This window comes from Heliobacterium chlorum (genome assembly GCF_014502795.1).
Classification (GTDB): Bacteria; Bacillota; Desulfitobacteriia; order Heliobacteriales; family Heliobacteriaceae; genus Heliobacterium; species Heliobacterium chlorum.
Window position 1 is genome coordinate 242,686 of sequence record NZ_JACVHF010000002.1, and the last position, 22,344, is coordinate 265,029.

18 protein-coding genes are annotated in these 22,344 nt (G+C 45.4%); 7 read left to right on the forward strand and 11 right to left on the reverse strand.

What is annotated here, in order from left to right; genetic code table 11:
* The first annotated feature begins 37 nt into the window (after positions 1 to 37).
* A complete protein-coding gene (locus H1S01_RS04290; RefSeq protein ID WP_188038865.1) occupies positions 38 to 544 on the forward strand; it encodes a hypothetical protein in 507 nt (168 codons plus the stop codon).
* 75 nt (positions 545 to 619) lie between these two features.
* Here H1S01_RS04290 and H1S01_RS04295 read toward each other — a convergent pair whose 3' ends face one another.
* Positions 620 to 1,588 carry a UDP-glucuronic acid decarboxylase family protein gene (locus H1S01_RS04295; RefSeq protein WP_188038946.1) on the reverse strand — a complete coding sequence of 323 codons (969 nt, stop codon included), beginning with the start codon at positions 1,586 to 1,588 and terminating at the stop codon, positions 620 to 622.
* Entirely contained in the window at positions 1,572 to 2,945 is a 1,374-nt protein-coding gene (locus H1S01_RS04300) for a UDP-glucose dehydrogenase family protein (protein ID WP_188038866.1), read from the reverse strand. Before H1S01_RS04300 ends, H1S01_RS04295 begins: the two co-directional genes overlap by 17 nt.
* Positions 2,946 to 3,134: 189 nt before the next feature.
* Here H1S01_RS04300 and H1S01_RS04305 point away from each other — a divergent pair, with 189 nt between their 5' ends.
* The 5 genes from H1S01_RS04305 to H1S01_RS21335 all read left to right on the forward strand — a co-directional run bounded on the left by H1S01_RS04305 (position 3,135) and on the right by H1S01_RS21335 (position 10,862).
* Positions 3,135 to 5,690, forward strand: a complete 2,556-nt coding sequence (locus H1S01_RS04305; RefSeq protein WP_188038867.1) for a glycosyltransferase family 61 protein — start codon at positions 3,135 to 3,137, stop codon at positions 5,688 to 5,690.
* A gap of 25 nt (positions 5,691 to 5,715) precedes the next feature.
* A complete protein-coding gene (locus H1S01_RS04310; RefSeq protein WP_188038868.1) occupies positions 5,716 to 6,861 on the forward strand; it encodes a glycosyltransferase family 61 protein in 1,146 nt (381 codons plus the stop codon).
* A gap of 70 nt (positions 6,862 to 6,931) precedes the next feature.
* A complete protein-coding gene (locus H1S01_RS04315; protein ID WP_188038869.1) occupies positions 6,932 to 7,717 on the forward strand; it encodes a radical SAM protein in 786 nt (261 codons plus the stop codon).
* A gap of 42 nt (positions 7,718 to 7,759) precedes the next feature.
* Positions 7,760 to 8,965 (forward strand): glycosyltransferase family 61 protein, encoded by a 1,206-nt coding sequence (locus H1S01_RS04320; RefSeq protein WP_188038870.1) that lies wholly within the window; start codon positions 7,760 to 7,762, stop codon positions 8,963 to 8,965.
* A gap of 82 nt (positions 8,966 to 9,047) precedes the next feature.
* Positions 9,048 to 10,862, forward strand: coding sequence for a glycosyltransferase family protein (locus tag H1S01_RS21335; protein WP_188038871.1), 1,815 nt, complete (start codon positions 9,048 to 9,050; stop codon positions 10,860 to 10,862).
* 112 nt (positions 10,863 to 10,974) lie between these two features.
* On the opposite strand, the gene H1S01_RS04330 is transcribed toward H1S01_RS21335, so the two are convergent.
* The 3 genes from H1S01_RS04330 to H1S01_RS04340 form a co-directional block, all read right to left on the reverse strand.
* A complete protein-coding gene (locus tag H1S01_RS04330; protein WP_188038872.1) occupies positions 10,975 to 13,158 on the reverse strand; it encodes a glycosyltransferase in 2,184 nt (727 codons plus the stop codon).
* Positions 13,155 to 15,152, reverse strand: a complete 1,998-nt coding sequence (locus H1S01_RS04335) for a glycosyltransferase (RefSeq protein ID WP_188038873.1) — start codon at positions 15,150 to 15,152, stop codon at positions 13,155 to 13,157. The genes H1S01_RS04330 and H1S01_RS04335 overlap by 4 nt, the downstream gene beginning before the upstream one ends.
* Positions 15,153 to 15,269: 117 nt before the next feature.
* Complete coding sequence (locus H1S01_RS04340) at positions 15,270 to 15,614, reverse strand: hypothetical protein (RefSeq protein ID WP_188038874.1); 345 nt, start codon at positions 15,612 to 15,614, stop codon at positions 15,270 to 15,272.
* 180 nt (positions 15,615 to 15,794) lie between these two features.
* On the opposite strand from H1S01_RS04340, the gene H1S01_RS04345 reads away from it, so the two are divergent.
* Entirely contained in the window at positions 15,795 to 16,370 is a 576-nt protein-coding gene (locus H1S01_RS04345) for a hypothetical protein (protein WP_188038875.1), read from the forward strand.
* 24 nt (positions 16,371 to 16,394) lie between these two features.
* On the opposite strand, the gene H1S01_RS04350 is transcribed toward H1S01_RS04345, so the two are convergent.
* The 6 genes from H1S01_RS04350 to H1S01_RS04375 form a co-directional block, all read right to left on the reverse strand.
* The gene (locus tag H1S01_RS04350) at positions 16,395 to 16,919 is read right to left on the reverse strand and encodes a hypothetical protein (RefSeq protein WP_188038876.1); all 525 of its coding nucleotides are present in this window, start codon (positions 16,917 to 16,919) and stop codon (positions 16,395 to 16,397) included.
* 97 nt (positions 16,920 to 17,016) lie between these two features.
* Entirely contained in the window at positions 17,017 to 18,279 is a 1,263-nt protein-coding gene (locus tag H1S01_RS04355; protein WP_188038877.1) for a phenylacetate--CoA ligase family protein, read from the reverse strand.
* 153 nt (positions 18,280 to 18,432) lie between these two features.
* Positions 18,433 to 18,855, reverse strand: a complete 423-nt coding sequence (locus tag H1S01_RS04360; RefSeq protein WP_188038878.1) for a hypothetical protein — start codon at positions 18,853 to 18,855, stop codon at positions 18,433 to 18,435.
* 161 nt (positions 18,856 to 19,016) lie between these two features.
* Positions 19,017 to 19,772 carry an amidohydrolase family protein gene (locus H1S01_RS04365; protein WP_188038879.1) on the reverse strand — a complete coding sequence of 252 codons (756 nt, stop codon included), beginning with the start codon at positions 19,770 to 19,772 and terminating at the stop codon, positions 19,017 to 19,019.
* Complete coding sequence (locus H1S01_RS04370) at positions 19,769 to 21,112, reverse strand: phenylacetate--CoA ligase family protein (RefSeq protein ID WP_188038880.1); 1,344 nt, start codon at positions 21,110 to 21,112, stop codon at positions 19,769 to 19,771. The genes H1S01_RS04365 and H1S01_RS04370 overlap by 4 nt, the downstream gene beginning before the upstream one ends.
* Positions 21,113 to 21,117: 5 nt before the next feature.
* Positions 21,118 to 22,341, reverse strand: a complete 1,224-nt coding sequence (locus tag H1S01_RS04375) for a tetratricopeptide repeat protein (RefSeq protein WP_188038881.1) — start codon at positions 22,339 to 22,341, stop codon at positions 21,118 to 21,120.
* Positions 22,342 to 22,344: the final 3 nt, after the last annotated feature.

The following is a 22,344-nucleotide window of genomic DNA, read 5'->3' on the forward strand; positions in this document are numbered from 1 at the left end:
CTCTGTGACGGTAGGTCCCAACGAGGTAACCTGTACATTGGTCGAGTTACCTTGTGAAACGCCAATACCTGGAGAAATTGAATTCGAATGCTGCGTCCTCTTACGAAAAGTAATTCCGATCCAACTGGAAGCAAATCTGGTTTGTGAAAAAGACAAGTGTGAAGAGATCATAGGGCCACCGGTCTGTATCATCGCATCAGAAATTGTGTTTAAAGAATCAAAATGTTGTTGTACAAAACAACGGATTAAGGTGTTCGGAATCCCCAAATCGGCTGTAATCGTCGCCTGCCACCCGTTGAACGTTGTGAAACATATTGAAATGATCGGAAACGATAATCCTCATTGCTTAGCTAATGTGAAAGTGACCGTTTGCTTTGATGCTGTAGTCATATTTTCGGCCGTCGTAGAGGGTAAAACTCGCATTGTTTCACGGCAGTTCTGTAACTTAAGCTGTCATTGTTACTTTTGCGTACCCGAACCTAAAGAAGGGACTCTTGTCGCTAAAGTAAAGATTAGGACCAAGACACCGGTATGCTGGATTTAATCGGTAAAAAAATGGATATGTCAAAGGTAAGCGTGCATTCAAAGTTTAAACAGTGAATGCACGCTTTCGTTTTTCTTATATTTCTTTAAGGGCTTGAAAAGTGGTTAGAATGTTCATCAAGCCTTGCCGTAAAGTAACTTTAGGTTCCCAAGAGAGTAATTGTTTCGCCAAGGTGATATCCGGTTTCCGCTGCTTCGGATCATCTGATGGCAGAGGTAAAAAAGATAAATGTGACGAACTTCCGGTCAATTCAAGGACGATCCTTGCCAACTCGAGCATGGAATACTCCTCAGGGTTGCCCAAATTAATCGGGTGAGCATAATCCGATTCCATCACCAACAACAATCCATCTATCAAGTCATCAATGTATTGAAAACTGCGGGTTTGGGTTCCGTCCCCATAGATAGTGAGCGGTTTTTCCTCGAGAGCTTGAACGATAAAGTTAGTGATGACACGGCCATCATTCGGACGCATCCGAGGTCCGTAGGTATTAAAAATACGGACAATGCGAGTTTCAACAGCATACTTGCGATGATATTCCATCGTGAGGGCTTCCGCAAAACGCTTACTCTCGTCATAGCATGCTCTTTCTCCGACGGGATTCACGTTTCCCCAATAGGATTCCTTTTGGGGGTGCATCGATGGATCGCCATATACTTCAGAGGTGCTGGTCAACAGAAATCGCGATCCTTTTTTTTTCGCCATATCCAACATGTTCTTAGTACCCATGCTATTGATTAACATGGTATCGATACTCAACCGCTGATAATCTGGGGGACTCGCCGGTGAGGCAATATGCCAGATGAAATCGTAATCTTGATCAGGGATCACAGTAGTATCCGACAAATCACCTTGAATGAAACGGAAGAGTTCCGGTTGTTCCAGGGCATGACAGAGGTTCTCACAGGAGCCTGTAGATAAATTGTCAATGCCGATAATGTTATGACCTTTTTGGATCAATCGATCGACGAGATGACTTCCGACAAAACCTGCACACCCTGAAACGAGTGACAGTGGTTGTTTTGAATTACGAACCGATGCCATAGTAGACAAAACCGATCGCCTCCATACCCTTCTTATCTAAGACATTGCGTCCGTCCACAACCACCTTGTGCTTCATTTTGTCGTAGACCGTTTTCCAATCTAGATGAGTAAATTGGTCCCATTCAGTGACTAAGATGAGGCCGTCCAGCGAATTGACTAAGTCGTATTCATCATTCGCGTATTTTATGGGGAGGCTTGGGAAATTCGCCCTAAAATGATTCATAGCGACGGGATCGTAGACTTTAACGATGGCATGTAAGTCGATCAACTTTTTAATAATTTCTATAGAGGGAGCATCCCGTAAGTCATCTGTATCCGGTTTGAAGGAAAGACCGAGTATACCGATAGACTTGCCGCGCAAAGACTTCAAGTATGACTGGAGCTTTAGAATAGGCACTGTGCGTTGCAGGGAATTCGACTCCAATACAGCCGTTAATACTCTCGGGTTGTAACCAGAGGCATTGGCATCAAATACTAATCCTTTCAAGTCTTTACCGAAACAACTGCCTCCCCAACCTAAGCCTGACTTTAAAAAGTGAGGCCCTATCCGTCGATCTAAACCGATTCCGCGACTGATGTCGTGTATATTTCCGCCTAAGCGGTCAGAAATATTGGCGATTTCGTTAATAAAAGAGATTTTCATCGCTAGAAAAGCGTTAGAGGCATATTTGATTAATTCCGAACTGATGGGATCTACCTTTATCAGTGGGACTTGAGAAAAGCCTTCTGGACGAGGGGGGATGGTGGGAGGGGGATTGAAACTTTGATCTAAGAGAGGGCGATAGAGTAACTCCAGTCGTGCTAACGCTTCTGTGTTTTCGCTCCCGATGACGATACGGTCAGGATAAAAAAAATCGATAATGGCGCTTCCCTCGCGCAGAAATTCCGGATTACTGGCCACTGCAAAATGGACGCTATCATTACCGGATTGATAAACCCCTTCTTCGATCATCTTCTGAACGATTTTATGGGAGCCGACGGGGACCGTGCTTTTATTGATAATTACCGGAGATTTATCAGGGGTGAGAAGTTTCCCGATAGATGTGGCAGCTTTACAAACGTATTCCAGATTAACGGCACCGCTTACCTGGTCTGTTGGTGTGCCCACAGTAATAAAGATAAAATCGGCATCGCTTATACAAGTGGATAAATTACTGCTGAAGAGGAGTCTCTTGTTCGTCACCTGTTCCTGAACGATGGGCTCTAAATAAGGCTCAAAAAAGGGAACCCGCCCTTTTAATAAGAGGTTGACTTTTTCTTGATCGATGTCATGGCATTTCACCGTGTTCCCTAGCAAAGCTAACGATGCACCAGTCACAAGACCGACATAGCCGGTTCCGATGATGGCAACGTTCAAACCCAATCACCTCGTTACATGATCATGCTTGCCAATACACATGATTAACATATTTATTTGGAAGTAAATTGGTTACGGATTTATGAAATAAGAACCGATCACCTTTCGCCTGAATAACATGTGAAGAAAGTGTCTAAATAAAGAAAAATCATCCCAAGAGGGGATGATTTTAATCTTCCAGGAGGGTTTATGGACAAGCAAAACTTTGACCGGAATTGTCTCTGTTTGCATTTTGACATACCCTTCGCTAGAACTTTTTTTGGTGACTATTTTAATGACAAACAATTCATCACGGTGAGTTGGAAAGGAACAGCTCACATTCAATTGCACGAAGAATGTTACAGCATAGACGATATCAAAAATAGATTTCCTGACGGTTGGGTGCCAGATTTGATCCTCGTCTGGAACCCAGAAGATCACGCTAACCCTTTAGGAATGTTCGTCGAGAATATCCCGATTCTCGCATTCATTTGCCGTTGGGATAGGGGAGGGAGCGCTTTTATTGAGCATTTAGGCGACTACGACTGGCTCTTTACCGATAACCAAGGGAAACGAGTATTCGAAAAGTTCGGTTTGCAATATGTTTCTGCTTTCCCTTTGCATAGGCTCAAAGGCGCATTCGTATCGAGAAAGTCGGGAGACACTGTAGACGATGACGAAGAAGAAGAATTTCAGAATATGGTTAGAGATGGGGAAACGAAGACAGACAGCAAGAAAAACGATGAAGAGCCTTTTCGATTAATTGTTAACTTGCTGACAGAGAATCCACTATTCTCGCAAAAAGGGAGAGTAGACAGGACATATTCCAGTAAATCTATCCGAGGCCAGGCCTCGCAAATTTACAACGCCCCTTACGGAGCAGTCGGAAAGATGCTAAACGAGTTTTTCCAAAGGCACTGTGATCCCAGCGACAGTTGGTGGCTGAATGCTAGAGGTTGTGTAAAAATGCTCGCTTCCGCTGATGAAAATCTATCTGAGACCGAGAGATTTTTATCCTTTCAGAGCGCATTAGAGGACTGGGAAAATGCAGCGAAAATAGATGATTACTATTTTTTGCCCTTATTTAACTGGTTTAGTGCTCTTGTACTCACTGAGAATTATCGTATGGCCCTCGATGAATTCGACTATATCCGTAAGTACTGTTCACTGGGGAGAAACCATAGTTTCGATGGATTTATTCTTCCGAGAGAGGGAGATGGTTCTGCGGAACGACACAGCATTGAAGTGAGATGTTTTCGAGAGATAAAGGGACAGTCTTATTTGATAACCAATTTTTTAAGTGAGCTCTACGAACTAAAAGGTAAAGCCCACATCGCTCTAGGAGAACTAAGCAGTGCTGTTGAGGCTTTTGATATAAGCGTCACCTATCGTGCCACGAATATACCTTCTAGGTATCTGCTCGCTTTGGCTTTACGAAAAGAAGAAAAAAACCATGATGCAGTGGAACAGTTGAAGCTTTTACTAGAATATGATCCCTTTTATTTTGAAGGGGTCATCACTCTCTGTGAAACTTATCAAAGCGCGGGGAACTGGGAAGCATCGAGAGAACTCGCTTTACACTATCTAAATGTTATAGAGACGATGCCAGAGTATGATAAATGGGCAACCCGACTTACAGACTTCTTATCGGTATCGCCAAAGAATTCGACAGGTATTACCGGACTTATGAGCACGAAAGCATGGATAGACATTCAAATTGCTAAACATCGACCAGAGAATGAGATTCTCACAATTGTTCCCCCAGAAGAGATCAAGCGAACCTTGCCGGGAGAAGCGGATGAAGAAGTTCACTGGATTTTTCGTGAACGAAAAACCTTTACAAGCCCAGAATGTTTTGTAGCAACCATTCCTGAGGGAAAGGTCTTTGGAACGATTGGGGCTGTGATCACGCCAGACCAGAGACTTCTGATCGATGTTTCGAACATGTTTAATTTTCCACCGGAGCGACACCCGCTGCTAACTGAAGGGAAATTTCCACCACCACAAAAGATCGACGGGACGGCTGCTGTTGTCTCGGCTGCCGGTTGGTGGAACTATTACCACTGGATGTTTGATATCTTGCCCCGTTTTGAACTGTTACGACGCAGCGGGATCGCTATAGATAAATACATCATTAAGACGAATGTATTAGATTTTCAGAGGGAAAGCTTGCTGTCGCTTGGCATACCTGAAGAAAAAGTAATTAATCCCGATGACAACGCCTACTATTGCGCGGAGAAACTAGTGGTGCCGTCATTGCCTTCAGTCGTTGATAATATGACCAAGTGGGGCTGTGACTTTTTGCGGAGTAAATTCTTACCGCAAAATGTGGTGGAAGAACCTTATCGCCTTTTATACATTTCTCGCGAACGTGCGCAATGGCGCCGATTGATAAACGAGCCGGAGATAATGGAACATTTGAAACCTTTAGGTTTCGAGGTTGTACGGTTAGAAGGATTGACCGTTGAGGAACAGGCTGTTCTTTTCTCTCAAGCCAATGTAGTTGTGGCTCCACATGGTGCTGGTCTGACGAATCTTGTCTTTTGTTCACCTCATGTAACAGTGATAGAACTGTTTGGGCCGAAGTACGTAACTACTATGTTTTGGGCTTTAAGTAATCTTATGGGGTTGAAATACCATTATTTAATTGGTGAAGGAGAACAAGCCTCGCGGAATATAGACCCCTTTTCTTCTGAAAACTACCGCGAGGATTTTATCATTAACATCGAAAAATTGAAAAAGGTTCTACGCAAGTTAGGTATGTAATAAAAAGGGGAAGGAGGGACTGGGGATGTGCTTTAGGTTCGATGGTGAAGAGAAGAACGATACTATGGAAATGCCAATCCCTCAAGGTTATATGACGACGAAACAGTGGATAGACAGACACAAGGGGATATATGACTCTATAGAATATATCAGAATTAATCCAGGAACTAAGATTAAGCGAACAGTTCCAATACAAACGGAAGGAACGTCTCCACATAGAGCTTTTTTGAATGAACAAATTGTAGATAGCCCGGAGACTTTTGTGGCGGCCATTCCACATGGACGGGTTTGGGGCACCTCTGGTTTTGTAATTACACCAGATAATATACTCCTCTCTGATGTATCAAGCTGGTTTAATGCCCCTCCTGAAGCAAACCCGATATTTAGGGAAGAAAGATTACCGAAGGTGCATGACATAGATGGAACAGTTGCTGTTTTATCTACCTCTGGTTGGTGGAACTATTACCATTGGTTATTTGATTCAGTGCCGCGATACGAGTTATTACGCAAAAGCGGTATAAAAGTAGATTACTACTTGGTGAGTCATTATCCCAATAGCTACCAAGACGTTGCTGTTAGAAAATTAGGAATCCCGGAAGAAAGATTGATCTACGTTAGAGAGGCAAATCATTACAAGGCTAAACGATTAATTATTCCTTCTTTGCCGGGAATTATGAGCCGAATTCCCCCATGGGTATGTGTTTATCTCCGAAAAACATTTGTATCTAAAAGGGTGACTGATAAGCGTAACCGTCCACGTCTGTATATTTCCAGGGCTAAAGCATCAGGACGGAAAATCGTTAATGAAGATGATTTGTTAAAATACCTTGTACCATACGATTTTCGTATAGTCTATCTTGAGGAATTATCGTTTCTCGAGCAAGTACAACTGTTTAGCAAAGCCGAGATTATTGTCGCTCCACACGGAGCCGGTTTAGCCAATCTCGTTTTTTGCGAGCCTGGAGCGAGGGTACTTGAACTGATGGGCCCAAAATATATTAACGTTATGTTTTGGGGTCTTAGTTCACTTATTCCATTAGAATACCGATATCTCATTGGAGAGGGTGACGAACCACCAGCAGAGATTAACCCGTTCACTAGCGGCAATTATTTGGCCGATTTTACAGTTGACATTGACAAGGTTGATCGACAACTTAAAGACTGGCTGTAGCTTTTTAAACGAACACTAATACAAATATAGCCGCCTCCAAACTTCTAGTTAATATCATGGAGGGACTTCTATGCAGGATGATAAAGATAAAAAACTTCCCCTTTTACCTTATATAGAGTTTCATGTAACTGATCATTGCAACTTAAACTGCAAAGCCTGTAGTCATTTTTGTCCAATCGCAGATGAACACTTTCTTTCATTAAATGAACATTTAAGGGATATGAGTAGGCTGGCTGAAATTTTCGAAAATATCGGCCAAATTCGAATTTTAGGTGGGGAGCCGTTGCTCCATCCAAACGTGTCGGAGTTTATCAAAACTACGCGCCAATTCTTCCCTCATAGTTACATTACTCTGGTGACGAATGGGATTTTGCTGCCCAAAATGGAAGATGATTTCTACAAGACACTAAAGACCTATCAAGTGGGATTGGATATATCCATTTATCCCATAGCCGGGTTAAAAAAGGATGCACTCCTGGTAAAAGCAAAAGAGTACGACATATCTATTTCCATTAGAGAAGCGAATGAGTTTTTTGTTAGTTTGAATCCAAATGGTGATTCAGATATAAAGAGTACCTTTGAACATTGTTGGTTAACACAATGTATATTTTTGAGGAATGGAAAGATATATCATTGTGCTTTCGTAGGGCTTGCAGGAACAGTGAATAAAGCTTTTGGCTTGGTCATACCTGACTCTAGCATTGATATTCATACAAAAACGGGGTCAGAAATCTTAGATTTTCTCCGTCAACCGCCAACTGCCTGTGCCTTTTGCACAGGCCATGTATATGTACCTTGGGAGAGGTCAAAAAAGACCTTACAGGAATGGTGTGCAGTCGTAGGAAGAACCAAATAAAACAGGTTAGATTACTTGAAGGTTGCCACCCAGGAGGTTGTTATGCGTGCCTTCACCATTAAGAGAGAGGGAAAATTTACTTTCCAGACCTATCCTCCGAAGGAATATATCACTGCGAAAGAATGGATCGAACGGGAAGGGACAAAACACCCGGGAACCCAATATATAAAAATATTCTCCGGTGAACCGATCTCTCGTCGTCTTCCGGGAACACTGGATAAAGAGACTCATTGGAAGTTTCGATTAGCAGATGTATTATCCCAAAATATAGAAATCAAGTCTCATGCTCAAATCAATTGGGATTTGTGGAAAAAGTACACCTATCAAAGCCCGGAAGCCTTTGTTGCTGTCATTCCCAACGGACGGGTTTGGGGGACAAATGGAACTGTCATTACGCCGGATAATCAGCTTCTGTATGACTTATCCGTGGAGTCAACTCTATTTTTGCCACAAACTCATTCCGTTTTTTTACAATCGTCTCTTCCGAAGATGGAGAAAATCGAAAAAACAGCGGCGGTGATTACGACTTCCTACGCCGACAGCTTTTATCACTGGATGATCGATGCATTGCCTCGTTTTGAGTTGATCCGACGCAGTGGGATTCATCCAGATTATTATATTGTCAATGAATGGTACCCCTATCACAAAGAAGCATTGGATATCATCGGTATACCCGATGAAAAAATTCTTCATTGTAACCAGTTACAACATTTTCAATTCCCCCTTTTGCTGGCACCTTCACTTCCGGGGATATGGGGATACATACCCCGATGGGTCCACGATTATCTTCGCAGTACCTTTTTACTGCAAAAAAGTCTACCGATGAAGAAACGAAAATTATATATTTCCCGGGCAAAATCGGCTTGGCGCAGGGTGATTAATGAAGAGGCATTGAGAGAATTGCTCGAAAAACAGGGCTTCGAAACGTTCTATTTAGAAGAGCTATCAATCACAGAACAAGCGGAGCTATTTGCCAATGCGGAAGCGATTATTGCTCCACATGGTGCGGGATTGACCAACCTTGTCTTCGCTTCTCCAGGAGCAAAAGTCATCGAGTTATTCGGTCCCTATTATGTACAGGGACTCTACTGGGCGATGAGTTGGCAAGCGGGTTTGGAGTACTACTACCTGATCGGCGAGGGGCCACAACCTGCGGAATATGAAGAACCATTTAAGATTCATTCTGAGGATATTCTAATTGACCTAGAAAAGGTAGAAAAATTGCTCGCTATAGCCGGCTTGATGTAAGGCCGGTGTTTTTTTGCCCGTTAACGTCAGAGTTAAACTATCCATGATTTATTTATTCAAAATAAAAAATTGGGGGGATTCTGTGAACCAGGCTATCAACGATATGAAAATTCTCTGTATCCATTTTTCCGATACGTTCGCGAAAGCCTTCTTCGGTGAGTATTTTGATGAGAACCGTTACATTACGGTCAGTTGGAAAGAAGATGGCCGGATTCAGATGTCCTCAGACTGTTTTACAATGGAACAGTTAGAACAAAAACTCCCACAGGGATGGCATCCGGAACTGATTTTTGTTTGGTCTCCCGAATTTTATGCCAACCCGATAGGGCTATTTGAGCAGGATGCTCCTGTTATCGCCTTAGTGAGTGATTGGAATCTAGGTTATTCCACCCTGGTGAAGACGTTACACTTGTACGATTATGTCTTCATGGACAAAGAAGGGACTCGTCATTTTCGTTCGCTCGGTTTTGACCATGTATCCTACAGCCCACTCTACAGTTTTGAACCTCAAGTTCATTTTGACAACGGGAAGGATGAGCGCGATATAGATGTATCCTTGGTGGGCAACATCAATCACGAAGTCCAATATGACCGCTCCTTCTGGCTCAAAGCGCTCTGCGATTTACGAAAAGAAGGCATAAATGTTCGGATTCTTTCGGGACTCTTTGGTGAGGAGTACAATGATATTCTAAATCGCTCTAAGATCGTTTTTAATCGTTCGATACGGTCAGAAATGAACCTTCGTTGCTACGAGGCACCTCGGGCAGGTGCGGTTCTCATGGTGGAAGAGGAAAACAGCGAAGTGGATGAACACTTAGAGCCATTTCAAGAATATGTCTCTTATCGCCGGGATAATTTCGTCGAACTGATCAAAAGGTTCCTTACAGATGAATCGAAACGTAAGGACATGGCTCAGCGGGCGCAGATAAAAATCACGGCGAAGGATAGTTACACCTGTCACTTTAAAAAGATCATCGATATTTTAGAACAAGCGGGCTTCTTGGGGAGATATCAAAAGAAGACCGTAACGGTGACGGGTGATGAAGTACTTCAGATGCAGGCCAGGCAAGTGTTTAATGCAACTTATGGTGAATTTCACAGCCTTTTAGGGCGGCTAATTACGCTTCATGATCAACAATGGCCCGATGATTCCACCGCTTGGTGGCTCAACATGCGGGCCTGCGCTCAAATGCTCAATCTGCTCGAAAAGAATCTTGAACCAGAAGCAAAGAACAGACAGTTTCAAAGGATATTGTCTGATTGGCAACAGGCGGCCATCATCGATGAGAACGTCTTTGTTCCCCTTTTTAATTTATTTTGGGTCCTAGCAACGTTTCAAAATTATCGACTAGTTCTCGATATTTTTTCCGATATCCGCCAACGTTGCCTCACGGCCAGTCCGGAAAGTTTTGAGGGCATCTTTTTTCCCCGCAAGTACGATGACTTTCGAGTGGAGAGGGAACGAATTCTTTTCTCATCGCCGATTGAGAGTATCGTTCACTCCCGGCTTACCAATCATATCTTAAGCGAACTTTATGAACAAAAAGGAAAGGCCCATCAGGGGCTCGATGAGCGGGAAGAGGCGATAGAAGCGCTGGAAGCGAGCATAGGCCTTAGGAGCACGAACGTGCAGGCAAGGTACATCTTGGCTCGGATTTTGCTGGAGAAAGAAGAAATCGAGCAGGCTGAGAAACACCTAAAAATGACCTTATATTACGCTCCTTTCTTCTTCCCTGCAGTTCGAGATTTGTGCAATCTTTATGAAGTGCTCGGCGAGGGAAATGCCGCGTACTCCTTAGCGAAGGAATATATGCATGTCATCGAAGCCATGCCCTGTTATCGGGGATGGGAAGAGCATTTACGAAAATACCTGTCTCATCAGAACCTTGCCGGGTGAGCATAGTAAACCCCCCGAAACAGACCGATGGTCTTATACCGGGGGGTTATCATTTCCTGTGTCTTTACAATCCCTTGCGCACTTTTTACCTTGGAACTGCCGCTTATCTCCTTCACATCTCGAAAACGCGCAAAGGAGAGCTTTCGGATAAAGCTTCGCAAACCTGTTGGTGAAACCGCTGCAGCAACTCTTCCATGACGGACTGGAGAAGGTGCAGGGGTAGTTCATCGCGGTCCTGAGACCAATCGCCCAGAGCCGTGGAAAGTACGGTAAGGCTTTTTTCAAACAAACCTAAGGTTGCTAAGGTCTTAGCACAGATAAGCAACCTGTAGGTACTCGTTAAGTGATATTCCTCAAGATACTGTTTCAGCGGAATAGACTGTCTTTCGGCGATTCGAACAATCTGCTCAACAGACTGTGAACTTGTATCCGGTTGATCGAGGGTCTTTATGAACATATCTATCGCTTTCGAGTCATCGCCTTTTTCCGCATAAAGAACGCCCAGTAATAACTCTGCAGCATAACTGCCTGTTCCGGCGAGGACAACATATCGACTCCAAGGGGCATCGCCCAATTGCAGGCACCGCCGTATAGATGCTTCTGCCTCCTGGAAGTTCCCGAGAGAAAGTTGTGCATAAGCCTCAAAATAATAAAGATCGGTGTAATCCGGGAAAAGAAGGATCGCTTTCTGAGCGGTTTGAATGGCTAATGGATAGTTTGACTTTTGCAAAAGAGCATAAACGTAGTAAAAGCAGGATTCAGCATCCTTCGGTTCGGCCTTTTCCTGAATACACCGTTCAAAAATTTGAATGGCCGAATCATAATCTCTATCGTTGCATCGATAGAGAGTGACATCAGCCGACGTCAGCGTGCCTGCCAGTGTCTCCGATTTTCGAAACAATCGACACATGCCTTTACGGGTTAGACGGGGTATCGATGGGTTTCCGGGAAGCATAGATTCGATTTTAAAGATATAACCGTCGGCGTCGCTAGTCGCAACAAGCTGGCTGATTTTTTTCCGGCCCTCGGCACAAAGCGTCTCGTTCGTGTTGACCATAAGAATCCATTTTCCTTTTGCCTGCGCGAGAGCCTTCTTTCGGGCGTCGACGATAGGAGTCGTTCGGGGAACTTGCAATACAGTGGCTCCAAATTGTTTGGCCCGTCCTGGTGTTTCATCAAGGGAACCCATATCGACATAGATGACCTGTTCTCCGAGTTCGTGGATACTCTGAATACATCGGCCGATTTCATTGACTGCGTCGTGACCGATAATACAAATGGTAATGTCAAGTTTTGAGTTAAAAGCTCGTTGCTTTTTTACGTTATCGAGAAAAACGGCGGGGGAGGTCCCGTGAAAAGGGGTCTCTGAGGGGTATTGCAAAGAATCGGAGGAAGCAAGATAGCTTTCGAATATTTCATAAGCTTGACTATACCGTCCGCAGTGGTAATGACACATCCCTTCCAGGTATCGTAAGTCTCGATATCCTTTGAATACCTTTTGATAATCGGTGAGATGACTGAGCGCATCGGCATAGCGGCCGAGTGCCATTCGCGCTGCCGTGAGCTTTTTAATCAGAAATGGTACATAACCCTGTTGAAGTGACGATGTTAACTGTAGGCTCTGTTCAAAGCTAGAGAGAGCCTCTTCGATTTGACCTAGCCGTAAGTACTCACTTCCCTTGTTATACCAGAAGAAGCCGTCTCTATCTTTTGCCGGGTAATTTTCTAAGATTTGCAGGTTTCGTTGTATTTTTGCGTGAATGTGGGTTTTCGATGGATCGTATCCATAATGAATAATTTTAAGGGAACTCGTACCGACGCAATTCGTGCCTCTGGCTTTATAGAGCGAGGGAAGAATCTGCTCGTGAATTCGACCTGTAAACCGGTACTGTTCTTTATTGCGGAACAGGCGCACCGTCGGGGAACAGATCTCGAGGGTACTTCCAATCCGATTTACGATCTGCAGATAATAAGCTTCGTAAGCAGAAGCTGTGGTGATGTTTATAAGTTCAGTGGCGGAGGCTTCCTCAAGCTCTTCATCACAGTCCAAGACAAGGATCCAATTTCCCCGCGCTTTCTCCAGGGACTTGTTTCGGGCGAAACTAAAGTCGTCCTGCCAGGGTTCTAGAAAGACCTTCGCTCCCATCGCTTGGGCAATTTCTATGGTTGCATCGGAGGAACCGGTATCGATGACGATCATTTCTTCCACATAATCTCGGGCACTGGATAGGCAGCGCCCGATGTGTTCCGCTTCGTTCCTCGCAATTAGGCAAAGGCTTATAGAGCTACTGTTCATGTGAGCAAAGCCTCCCTATAGTAGGCTGCTTTTTTTTCTATCGAGCGGAGCCAGAGGAGAAGTGGCCTAAGTTGGGGAGCGTCATCGGGTATTTTTTGCTGGACGTCACTAGCTAGTACAAAGCAGCTTTTTGCCATTTGTTCTAAGGCAGAGGCGGCATAACTTTCATTGGCGGGGTTATGTTTGAGTGCGGTCAAATAATGGTGAAGTGCCTTTTGTGGGGTGGTAAGCCTTTCCGAAGTCTTACCCAGAAGAAAGTGTACTTCGTCGTCATCAGAAAAACCATTCGCGACGGCCTCTACTAACAGGGGATATGCTTTCTCATCATTCCCTTGAAGAAAGGACAGTTTCCCGAGCAGAAAGAATGCCTCTCCGATGTCATGGCTTTCCGTATAGAGCCGTCGTAAGAGGAGAGCCTTCTCTAGGTATCCCAAGCTCTCCATTTCTAAGGCGAACGATAATATCTCTAAAGCGATTTCATCGTTTCGTACAGATAAATCGCTTTCACTGCTACGGTTCAAGATGATCTTGTCCGCAAGCTGTAAGGCTTGGCTCAAGGGGGAATCGGAATCGAAAAAAGTACGGATGAGCGGAGACGCTTCTTTCGGAGGATCTTGAAGCCATAAAATCAGGCAATGATAGAGAAGCCGCTCTCGGGTTGAGGAGTCGTGAGGAAAAACATTCAGGATCGCTTCGGCTTCTTCAAAACGTTTCAAATGGATAAGGCATTTGATCTTCCATAACAGAAGGATTGGTTCATTCACTTCGAGTTGGTTCAGACAATCTAAACAGGGTTGAAAGTGTTTCCCCGCATATAACAACTGGATAACGGTGTGGGTATGAGTGAAGAAGTGTTTTCGTAATCCTTCGACCGTACTTGGTGTAGTCAGGATTTTTCGGATATTACTATCGAGCCGTAGTTGAGTATGGAGGGACGATTCTTTCGGATGGGTCTGAAGGAGATGTTCGATAGCTTTTTCATGGAGATTGATTTGTGCATACGACTCAGCGAGCTGGAAGTGGGGGAGAGACCCTGTGATTCCTTCCTCTGTCGGATAGTTATAAGGTACTTTGCGAAACAGGAGACATTTCGAGAAGTCAGCGATCGCTTCTTCTCGTCGATTCAGATCTCGGTTTAGACATCCTCGTAGAAAAAACAGGTCTGGATAATCAGAAAAATAAGTCAATCCCTCATTCACGATCTCCAACGCTAACTCGTATTCTCCGTACCCGTATAAACAACGGCCGTAATCTCGGTACAAAGCCGGCTCAAATCCACGAAAAAAGTCTAGCCGTTCACGGGAAATATGAAAGTGGTCTAGTGCCTTGTTGAGGACGCCGAGTGCGGAATAACTGACACCGAGGTTGTAGTGATGAAAAGCATTATGGGGATCTAGCCTAATTTCTTTTTCAAGCAAGCGAATATTGCGTTGTGCCTTGTGCTGCTGATCGACAAACTGCGGATTATATCCATGATGAAGTATGGGAAGTTGGGAATGTATTACTGACCCTAGATTGGCTCTGCGTATACTCGGGAGGATTTGTTCGTGGATTTTTCCTTCAAAGCGGTACTCTTGACGGTTGCGAAATAAGCGCAGATTCGTGTGAGTGATGTGGTTATGTCCATCTACCGGTGAATTGACATTGATTACTGTAAAATTCCATCCTTCAACCTCAGGCTCAGCGACAAGTATACGTAAACGATGAGCCGTATCCTGGGGGAGTTCTTCATCGGCATCTAAAAAAAGTATCCATTGCTTTGTCGCCTGGCGAATGGATTCATTTCTGGCTGCCGAAAAATCTTCCTTCCAAGGGCTTTTAATCAGGGTTGCCCCGAAGGATAGGGCAATATCCGGCGTCTCATCGATGGACCCGGTGTCTACGATAACGATTTCATCTACGAAGGGGGATACACTCTTCAGACACCGGTGCAAATGACTTGCCTCGTCCTTGACGATCATACAGAGACTAATGGATAGGGGATCAAGACACATAAGCCCCACCTGTCTTTAACATTATCTCTTCCCCCAGCTTATGAAGAAGCGGCAAAGTGGTCACAAGGATAAAAAAATCAGACCTAACGACAGGTCTGATAAAATGATTTAGTTAGACTATAGGGAACAAGGCATGGTCACGCATTCTGCGGCAAAAATATCCACATCGTAGGTAGCCGAGGCGCAGACCGTCTCACAGATGGGAATTACGGTACCGTTCAAAGCGCCAGGAGTAATGGCATCAACGAATTTCATGGCCACTACCGAACCGCCGGGTGGATTAGTACGGCGTACTCGAACGAGGAACTTAAAGGGACCTTGACTGGCACAGACCGGGCAATCGGGATCGACCGATACACTTAGTTGGATAGCACGGTTTGTGTCACATTGCAATGTAAGGGGTACGATCCGACACCGGTTGGGGGCAACGGTGGCTGTGGTCATGGCATCTCTAAGTCCCATTGCAACAACCTCCTGATAAAAAATTAAGACTTACAATTCCATCATATGGTACTTAGCAACAAACAGTTACTGGATGAGTTATACACCGGTGATCTCCTGTGGAATATTTAGCTAGGTACATCGTTTTTTAGAAAACATAGTATGGGTTGGATAGGAGTGAACGAGCGGAGGGATTGCACTATGGAAAATTCTCTAATTAATCAGTCCACCGATAAACAGACTCCCTCGAATCAGGTACTATACAGCCCATTACCGACGGGGCCCTTTGATTACGAATGTATGAGTGCCGCGATCCAGTTTGACTGCATCATCCACTTGCACAAAACCGTGCAGAACGAGGTTAAGGCAACGATCCTTCCTGAGGAAAGTAAGGAAAATATTCGTGGCGACTCTATATCGTTGATATCTCCGATAGTTGTATGTAAAGAGGCAAATAGATTTCGTTTTATACGTCCGGTTAAAGTTTATCGATTTCCGAGAGACGCGAGAATCATAGCGATTCATGTCCTAAACGTAAAAGAAAGCACAGAAATCTTCGCTTCGGAGTACGGAAGCTCTTGCAACATAGATATAAAAGTTACAGTTACCTTTGACGTTCTGCTGTTTCTTTCTGCCTTAATCTTCGGGAAAAATATGATTTTTGTTTGGCAAAGCAGGGATCTAGAAGCTCATCAATTTTTTCAAGTCCCATCAACCGATGATGGAGATTTTATGGCCAAAAGTCAAATCACCGTCTCAGGCTGGTTTTATCGGTAAACGGAAGGCCAAACGGAGGAGAACTTATCTCCTCCGTTTTCTTTTTCTGCTATTACCTTGTCGGGAAATGCCAGTGAATTGATAAGGAACTTGGAATACGGGTGATGGTGTTACATCAACAGGGGTATTATTGCTGGTGGTAGCGGGCTTGACATTAAAGCCCTTCAGCATCTCCATGACACTTTGTTGAATGGCTTCCCCGATTTGACTGCCTGCACTAGAAGGAGAGGTGTTGTTCCCTAAGGAAGAAGTGGATTCGACTTCATGATGATGGTCATGGCGTTCCTTTCTTCTCTTACGGGACGTTTGAGGCAGGGGGGCTCCGATAGCTGGACTGTACGTTTGAACTTGTTCTGACGATTGAACCCCTTCCGAGGAGTCAGAAGCTACGGACGGAAAGGCGGAGGGAATTTGTACGGGGAGGCCCATCGATTCCAACATCTCGCTGATTGCGCCCTGAATGAATTCGGCCTTGTTTTCAGCATGTTTCACCTGAGCCATCTTTTCTGTCATGGAAGAAATCGCCTCTTGAATTCGTTGTTGATCCACTCAATTGACCTCCTTTAAGATGCAAGAGTCTTTAAACTCTTCATAACCATCATATTCCATTCGTTTCCAAAGGACACAACTTAGCCTGTTTTAACCGTCATACTTTAACAGAAGACAAATACTTTTGGTTTGCCATCTCTGCTGCCGTATAGATATATCGAGGTTTTCCCACAACCCCAACACTGAGCAGCTCATCACGGTTATAAAGAGTACCTTTTGGAACGATTTGTAGATCCAAAGGCAAGCCGAGTTGCTGCTCCATTCGTTGCTGAGTACCGGCAGTAACCTGATCCTCAGTAGATTCCGCTTCGACGATAAGCTTTAGCCCCTTCTCATCGGGTCCTGCGACCCAGAACCGTTGGCAAGGAAGATGTGAGACAATCGCATCTAGATCCCATAGATCTATGTGTTTGCCTTCGATGGAAATAATCTCTTGCCTGCGACCTCTGACCTGAAGAAATTCATCATTCCCACAAGGGCATGCATGGGAAGTACGGATCACCCGATCATTGGTAACATAGCGGACAAGCGGTGTGGCTTTCTCTGTCAGTGTAGTTATGACAAGGTAACCGATTTCATCGGGAGCGGCTTCCGTTCGCAGATCTTCTTTCAATACCTCGAATAGGTAATAATCTTCAAGCAGGTGTAGCCTCCCGTTGGAGCAGCCGGTGGCCATCGTCCCAGTCTCCGTCGTGCCGTATAATTCGAAGACTGGGACGCCCCAGATCCTTTCAAGCAGTTTCCGTTTTCCCGTAGACAGAGGTTCGCCGCCGGTAACCAAGGCTCGCAGGGTAGGAAAGTCCGTAGCTGGATTCATCCCGAGCAGTTCGGCCGTCTCGGCAATCAAAAGCATTTGCATCGGTAAACCGGCGAGAACAGTCACATGTAACTTTTGCATCAGTTCGATAACCCTGGGAAATGGGCTGATCGTCGACCGGGAACTCGCTGCGATGACACTTCCTCCCCGGTCCTGAACGGCGCGATGAACCATGTGGGCGATGAGTGAAATCGCATAAGGGAAGCGAATAAGTACGACGTCATCCGGTCTGAACTGGACTCCGCAGGTATTTACTTGGTCGGCATTATCTCGCAGGTCTATTTCGTTAAGCCAGGTAGAAGCGGTAGCGCTCGTCGTCCCAAAGGTTTCATGGTACTGTCTAAGCTCATCAAGGGGCACGGAGACAAAGCCAAAAGGGGAGTGACGAACTAAGTCTTCTTTGAAGGTCAAGGGGAGGGAGCGAAACTCTTCGACGGAGTGTAAACAATGATTCGGAAGCCGCTCCCGGTAAAAAAGGGCACTCCGGGATCTTTGTAACGCCCAGTTAATTCGATCCAGTTGATTTTCGATAAGAGGACCCATTCGTCTCACTCCAAAGTTCGATTTACTCTCAGAGAATAGGCTTCAATCGGCCAAAATTTTTCTGGCTAATTGAAGCCTATTCAAAAAAAGAAGCGGTGTGACGACTTTAATCACTAAAAAGTGAGAGGGGAAACCCCCTCTCGACAAGTACGATTAATGTCTCCGTCTTTTTCTGGAGCGACTGCTTCCGGAGGAGCTGCCGATGGCCTGAGTCGCGGCACCGATCATCGCAGCCAAATTTACCGTGGGCGGAATGGGGATATTTAGGTTGTTGATCGTTTCCAGGATCGCTTCTTGAATCGCTTGCCCTTTGTTGCTGCTGTTCCTTACAGCTGCGATTCTCTCTTGAATCGCCTGGGTTACCTCGTTAACTTGCGTATCGTTCGTGGTGGTACCGTTGCTACTATGGTTCGCTTTGGGGACTGCTGCTGTCGTTTCTTGCGGGTTTATGCCCATACCTTGAAGCATTTCATGGACGGCGTTTTGTATAAATTCTGCTTTGTTTTCTGCATTCTTTACTTGGCTTAATTGAACCCTCATGTTGGTAATAGCTTGCTGTACATTTTTCTGATCCACTCTAGGAAAAACTCCTTTCAGTCATTATTGAGAGTCAGTAATGACTCCCTAATTCCATGTTATGCCAATTTAGAAAATTCGACACTTATAGATTATTATTTAAAAAGATATAAAAAGTCTTACTGTTAGTTTGTTATATTAAAAAAGGGAAGCGAGATCGCTTACCCTAATTGGATCAGTTCAGCTATATTCTTTCCGAGGATTTTCTCCCGTTCATCATCAGAGAGTTTCAACAGGAGAATCTTTTCAAGTTCTGCTTTCGGGTGAGAGAGAGGGAACTCAGAACCAAAGATGATCTTTGAGGGACCAGCTCGGCGAACGGACTCCTGTATATGAAGGAAACTTCCCGTAGACGTCTCCAAAAAGAAGTTATCGAGACTCACGGCAGCTTCCAATCCTTCTTGATCGGCTGGACCAAAGCCCATGTGGCCGAGAATGAAATTGACCTTGGGGTACTGTTTTGCCAAACTGACAAATTTGGCTGTACAGGCGCCTGGGCTATAGAGGACGTGGCTATAGACAGGAACCCCGTATTGACTGCAACAGGCGATGAGATCGGCGACGGCACGGCTTGTAAAGGTAAACTGGTGCGTAAGCGGCGAAAATTTTAAACCGCGAAAGCCAGCTTTTAGGTAGCTCTCAAAATGGGCCTCACTATCGCTAGAGTGAGGGTCGATGCAGGCAAAACCATGGAATCGATCATTCTCTTGACAAGCTTTAGCGATGTAAGCGTTATTGGGTACGGTACTTTCAGGCTCAGCACGACCGGTGATGTAATCGGTCATTTTGCGCACATCCACCATGCCGCCGGGTACCAAGACCGCCTGGTCAATCCCGGTTTCCTCTAACTGAGTCAAATACACTTGTATATTACCGTAATCGCTGTCGGAAAGGTGACTATGGCCGTCGATGATCATGCCGTATCCTCCTCGCTGCGGATGACTCGCACTGTCTTAGCGCGGGGACGGGGAACCTCAGGAACAATCACTATTTCGCAGGGGACTCCGATCGCAAATTCCATTTTGCTAGATAGTTTGTCGGCTAAGGCAGGGCTCGGTACAACGCCCGGAGCGAGCTCAACACGGATTTTCAAGACGTCATTGTTTCCAGGTTGTGCGACGAACTGGTACCAGTTCCCCACTTCCGGTTGCCGCATCAAAAACTCTTCCAGATAAAAGGGGGAAAAGTCGATATTGTTCACCCTAACTTGGTCGCCGAGCCTTCCCCGTAAGAAGATGCGTGGAAGCGCGGTGCCGCAGTCACAAGGCTCTGGGTCGATATAGCCAAGGTCCTGGGTTCGATAACGGATCAAGGGGGTACCAAAACGGGCTAAGCAGGTGACGACGATCTCACCGATTTCCAACGGTTCGAGAACTTCACTAGTCGTAGGATTGACGATTTCTACAATCACATGGCTGTTGGCAATATGATATCCCGCATGGTTATTGCATTCGATGCCGATTACGCCGCCTTCCAGCGTACCGTAATAAAAGTTTGCTGTCGTTCCCCAGAGTTTTTCCACCCGTTGCCGGAAAGCCGGAGAGCAGCCTTCGCCGGTGATCCACATCAGTTTTAAAGGGAGAGTGGTCAAGTCAAAGCCTTCCTTTGCTGCTGTCTCCGCCAGAGTGACAGCATAGGAGGGACTGGTTATAGCGACGGTCGGCTTTAAATCGCGCATCATTTTTACCGTTTTTTCCGGTGTGGAATAGGCCCCGCCTTTGCCCGCCGTAAGGACGGTGGCGGAGCAACAATGGATAAAAGATTTATGAAAAGCTAGTCCGGCCGAGCTCATTTCATAAGGCAGTGCGTTTAATACGATATCTCCCTCTTCAACAGGCACAAGCTTGCAGAAACCGGGAGCAAGGTCGTTTAGAAAAAAGTCTTGGTACGTATGCATAACATAGATCGGTTCTCCGCCGGTCGTACCAGTGGATACATGGATGATACTGATATTCTTTTTATCGCAGGTTAAGAACCGCCAAGGGTCTCCACGCAACTCATCTTTCGTGGTAAAGGGGAGTTTGGAGAGGTCTGAAATGTTCTGAATATCCTTCGCATTGATCCCGGCTTTTTGAAACTTTTCTCGATAGAAGGGGGATTTCTCCGCCGCGTGGGTGATGATTTCTTGCAACGCTTCTTCTTGATACGTTGCCATTAGCTCCGTCGGCATCGTGTCTGCGTCATGATTCATAAAGTACTTTGCCAGCAACGGATGGGTTCTTTCCGTCAGAAAACGCTTTTCGGCAGGCAGTTCCATTGAATTCACTCCATATTACTCGAAATTCTTTTTGAAGCAAGCTCCCGATCAGGGCAATCGGCCAGCTTCGCCCAAGTTTGTCTAGCTTCCTGGTCGCGGTCGAGACGGCTGTAGGCTACTCCCAGGTCGTCAATCATCTGCCAGTATTCCTGGGGAGAGAGAATGGCGGGGTTTTTCTCATAAGCGTCGAGCAGATAGAGGAATTCCTTGATGGCCGTTTCTGTGGTATGAAAGAAGACTTCCGGGAGCGAAAAATTCATATAAGCGCGTAAGAGGTGAATTCGAGGATTTTCAGGATCTTTGGACAAGGCTTCAGTTAGCGTTTTTAAGCCGTAAATGGCGCTAAAAAACAATGCATTCGCGTCGTTCCCGTGAAGGCAGGTCAAAGCGTTAGTGCTGCCTAAGTAGGCGTGGATGAGGGCGTCGTCGGGATCGAGCTCATAGGCTTTAGACAAGGCTTGGTGGGCCAGTTTGGCTGCTCCACTATGGCCGGCGACGCTGAGATCGTGAAGCCGGATGCCTTCTTGTAACAGGTCTTCCTTTGCAGTTAGTGAGTTGACCTTTTCTTCCCACTCAACCGGTATGAGACCCCGTTTCTTTTCGATTTCCTTCTCGTAAGACGAATCAGGAATAAGAGAGAGCAGCCGATTCCAGGTATGATCAGCTTCTGTTGTCATCTGGGTGCGCTGATAGGCGCACCCTAAGTCAAAAAGAAGTTGATGGTACTGTTTTTCCGCCAGGGAGGTACGACCGGATTCATACTCTTCAATCAAGTACTCAAAGTCACTAATGGCTGTCATGGTCCGCCAAAAGAACCCCTCAGGGAGACGAAAACTTTGATAAGCTCGTAACATCCGGATTTCATGATTGTCCGGTTGATTGTTCACCGATGAATCGAGCAGTTTGGATGCAGTTACCGCATTCTTAAACATGGCAAAGGTTTGTTGTGAAAACAGTGATGATAAGGACAAGCAATCGGCATAGTAAGCGGCAACCACGTCATCTTCGGGATACTCTTGGTAAAGCTGTTCAAAGAAATCAAAAGCTGCTCGAAGGGCCTCTTTATCTCCTGATAAAGCCTTGTGGTGTAATTCTCTCCCTTTTTGCATGCGAGCTTTGTCTACCACTACATAGCCATATCCGGTACCCGAGTAGATTGCACTAACGCCGCGGCGTATGGCTGACCAGGAATTGATTCGCGGTGCAATTTCTCGACGCTGATTATGCATGGC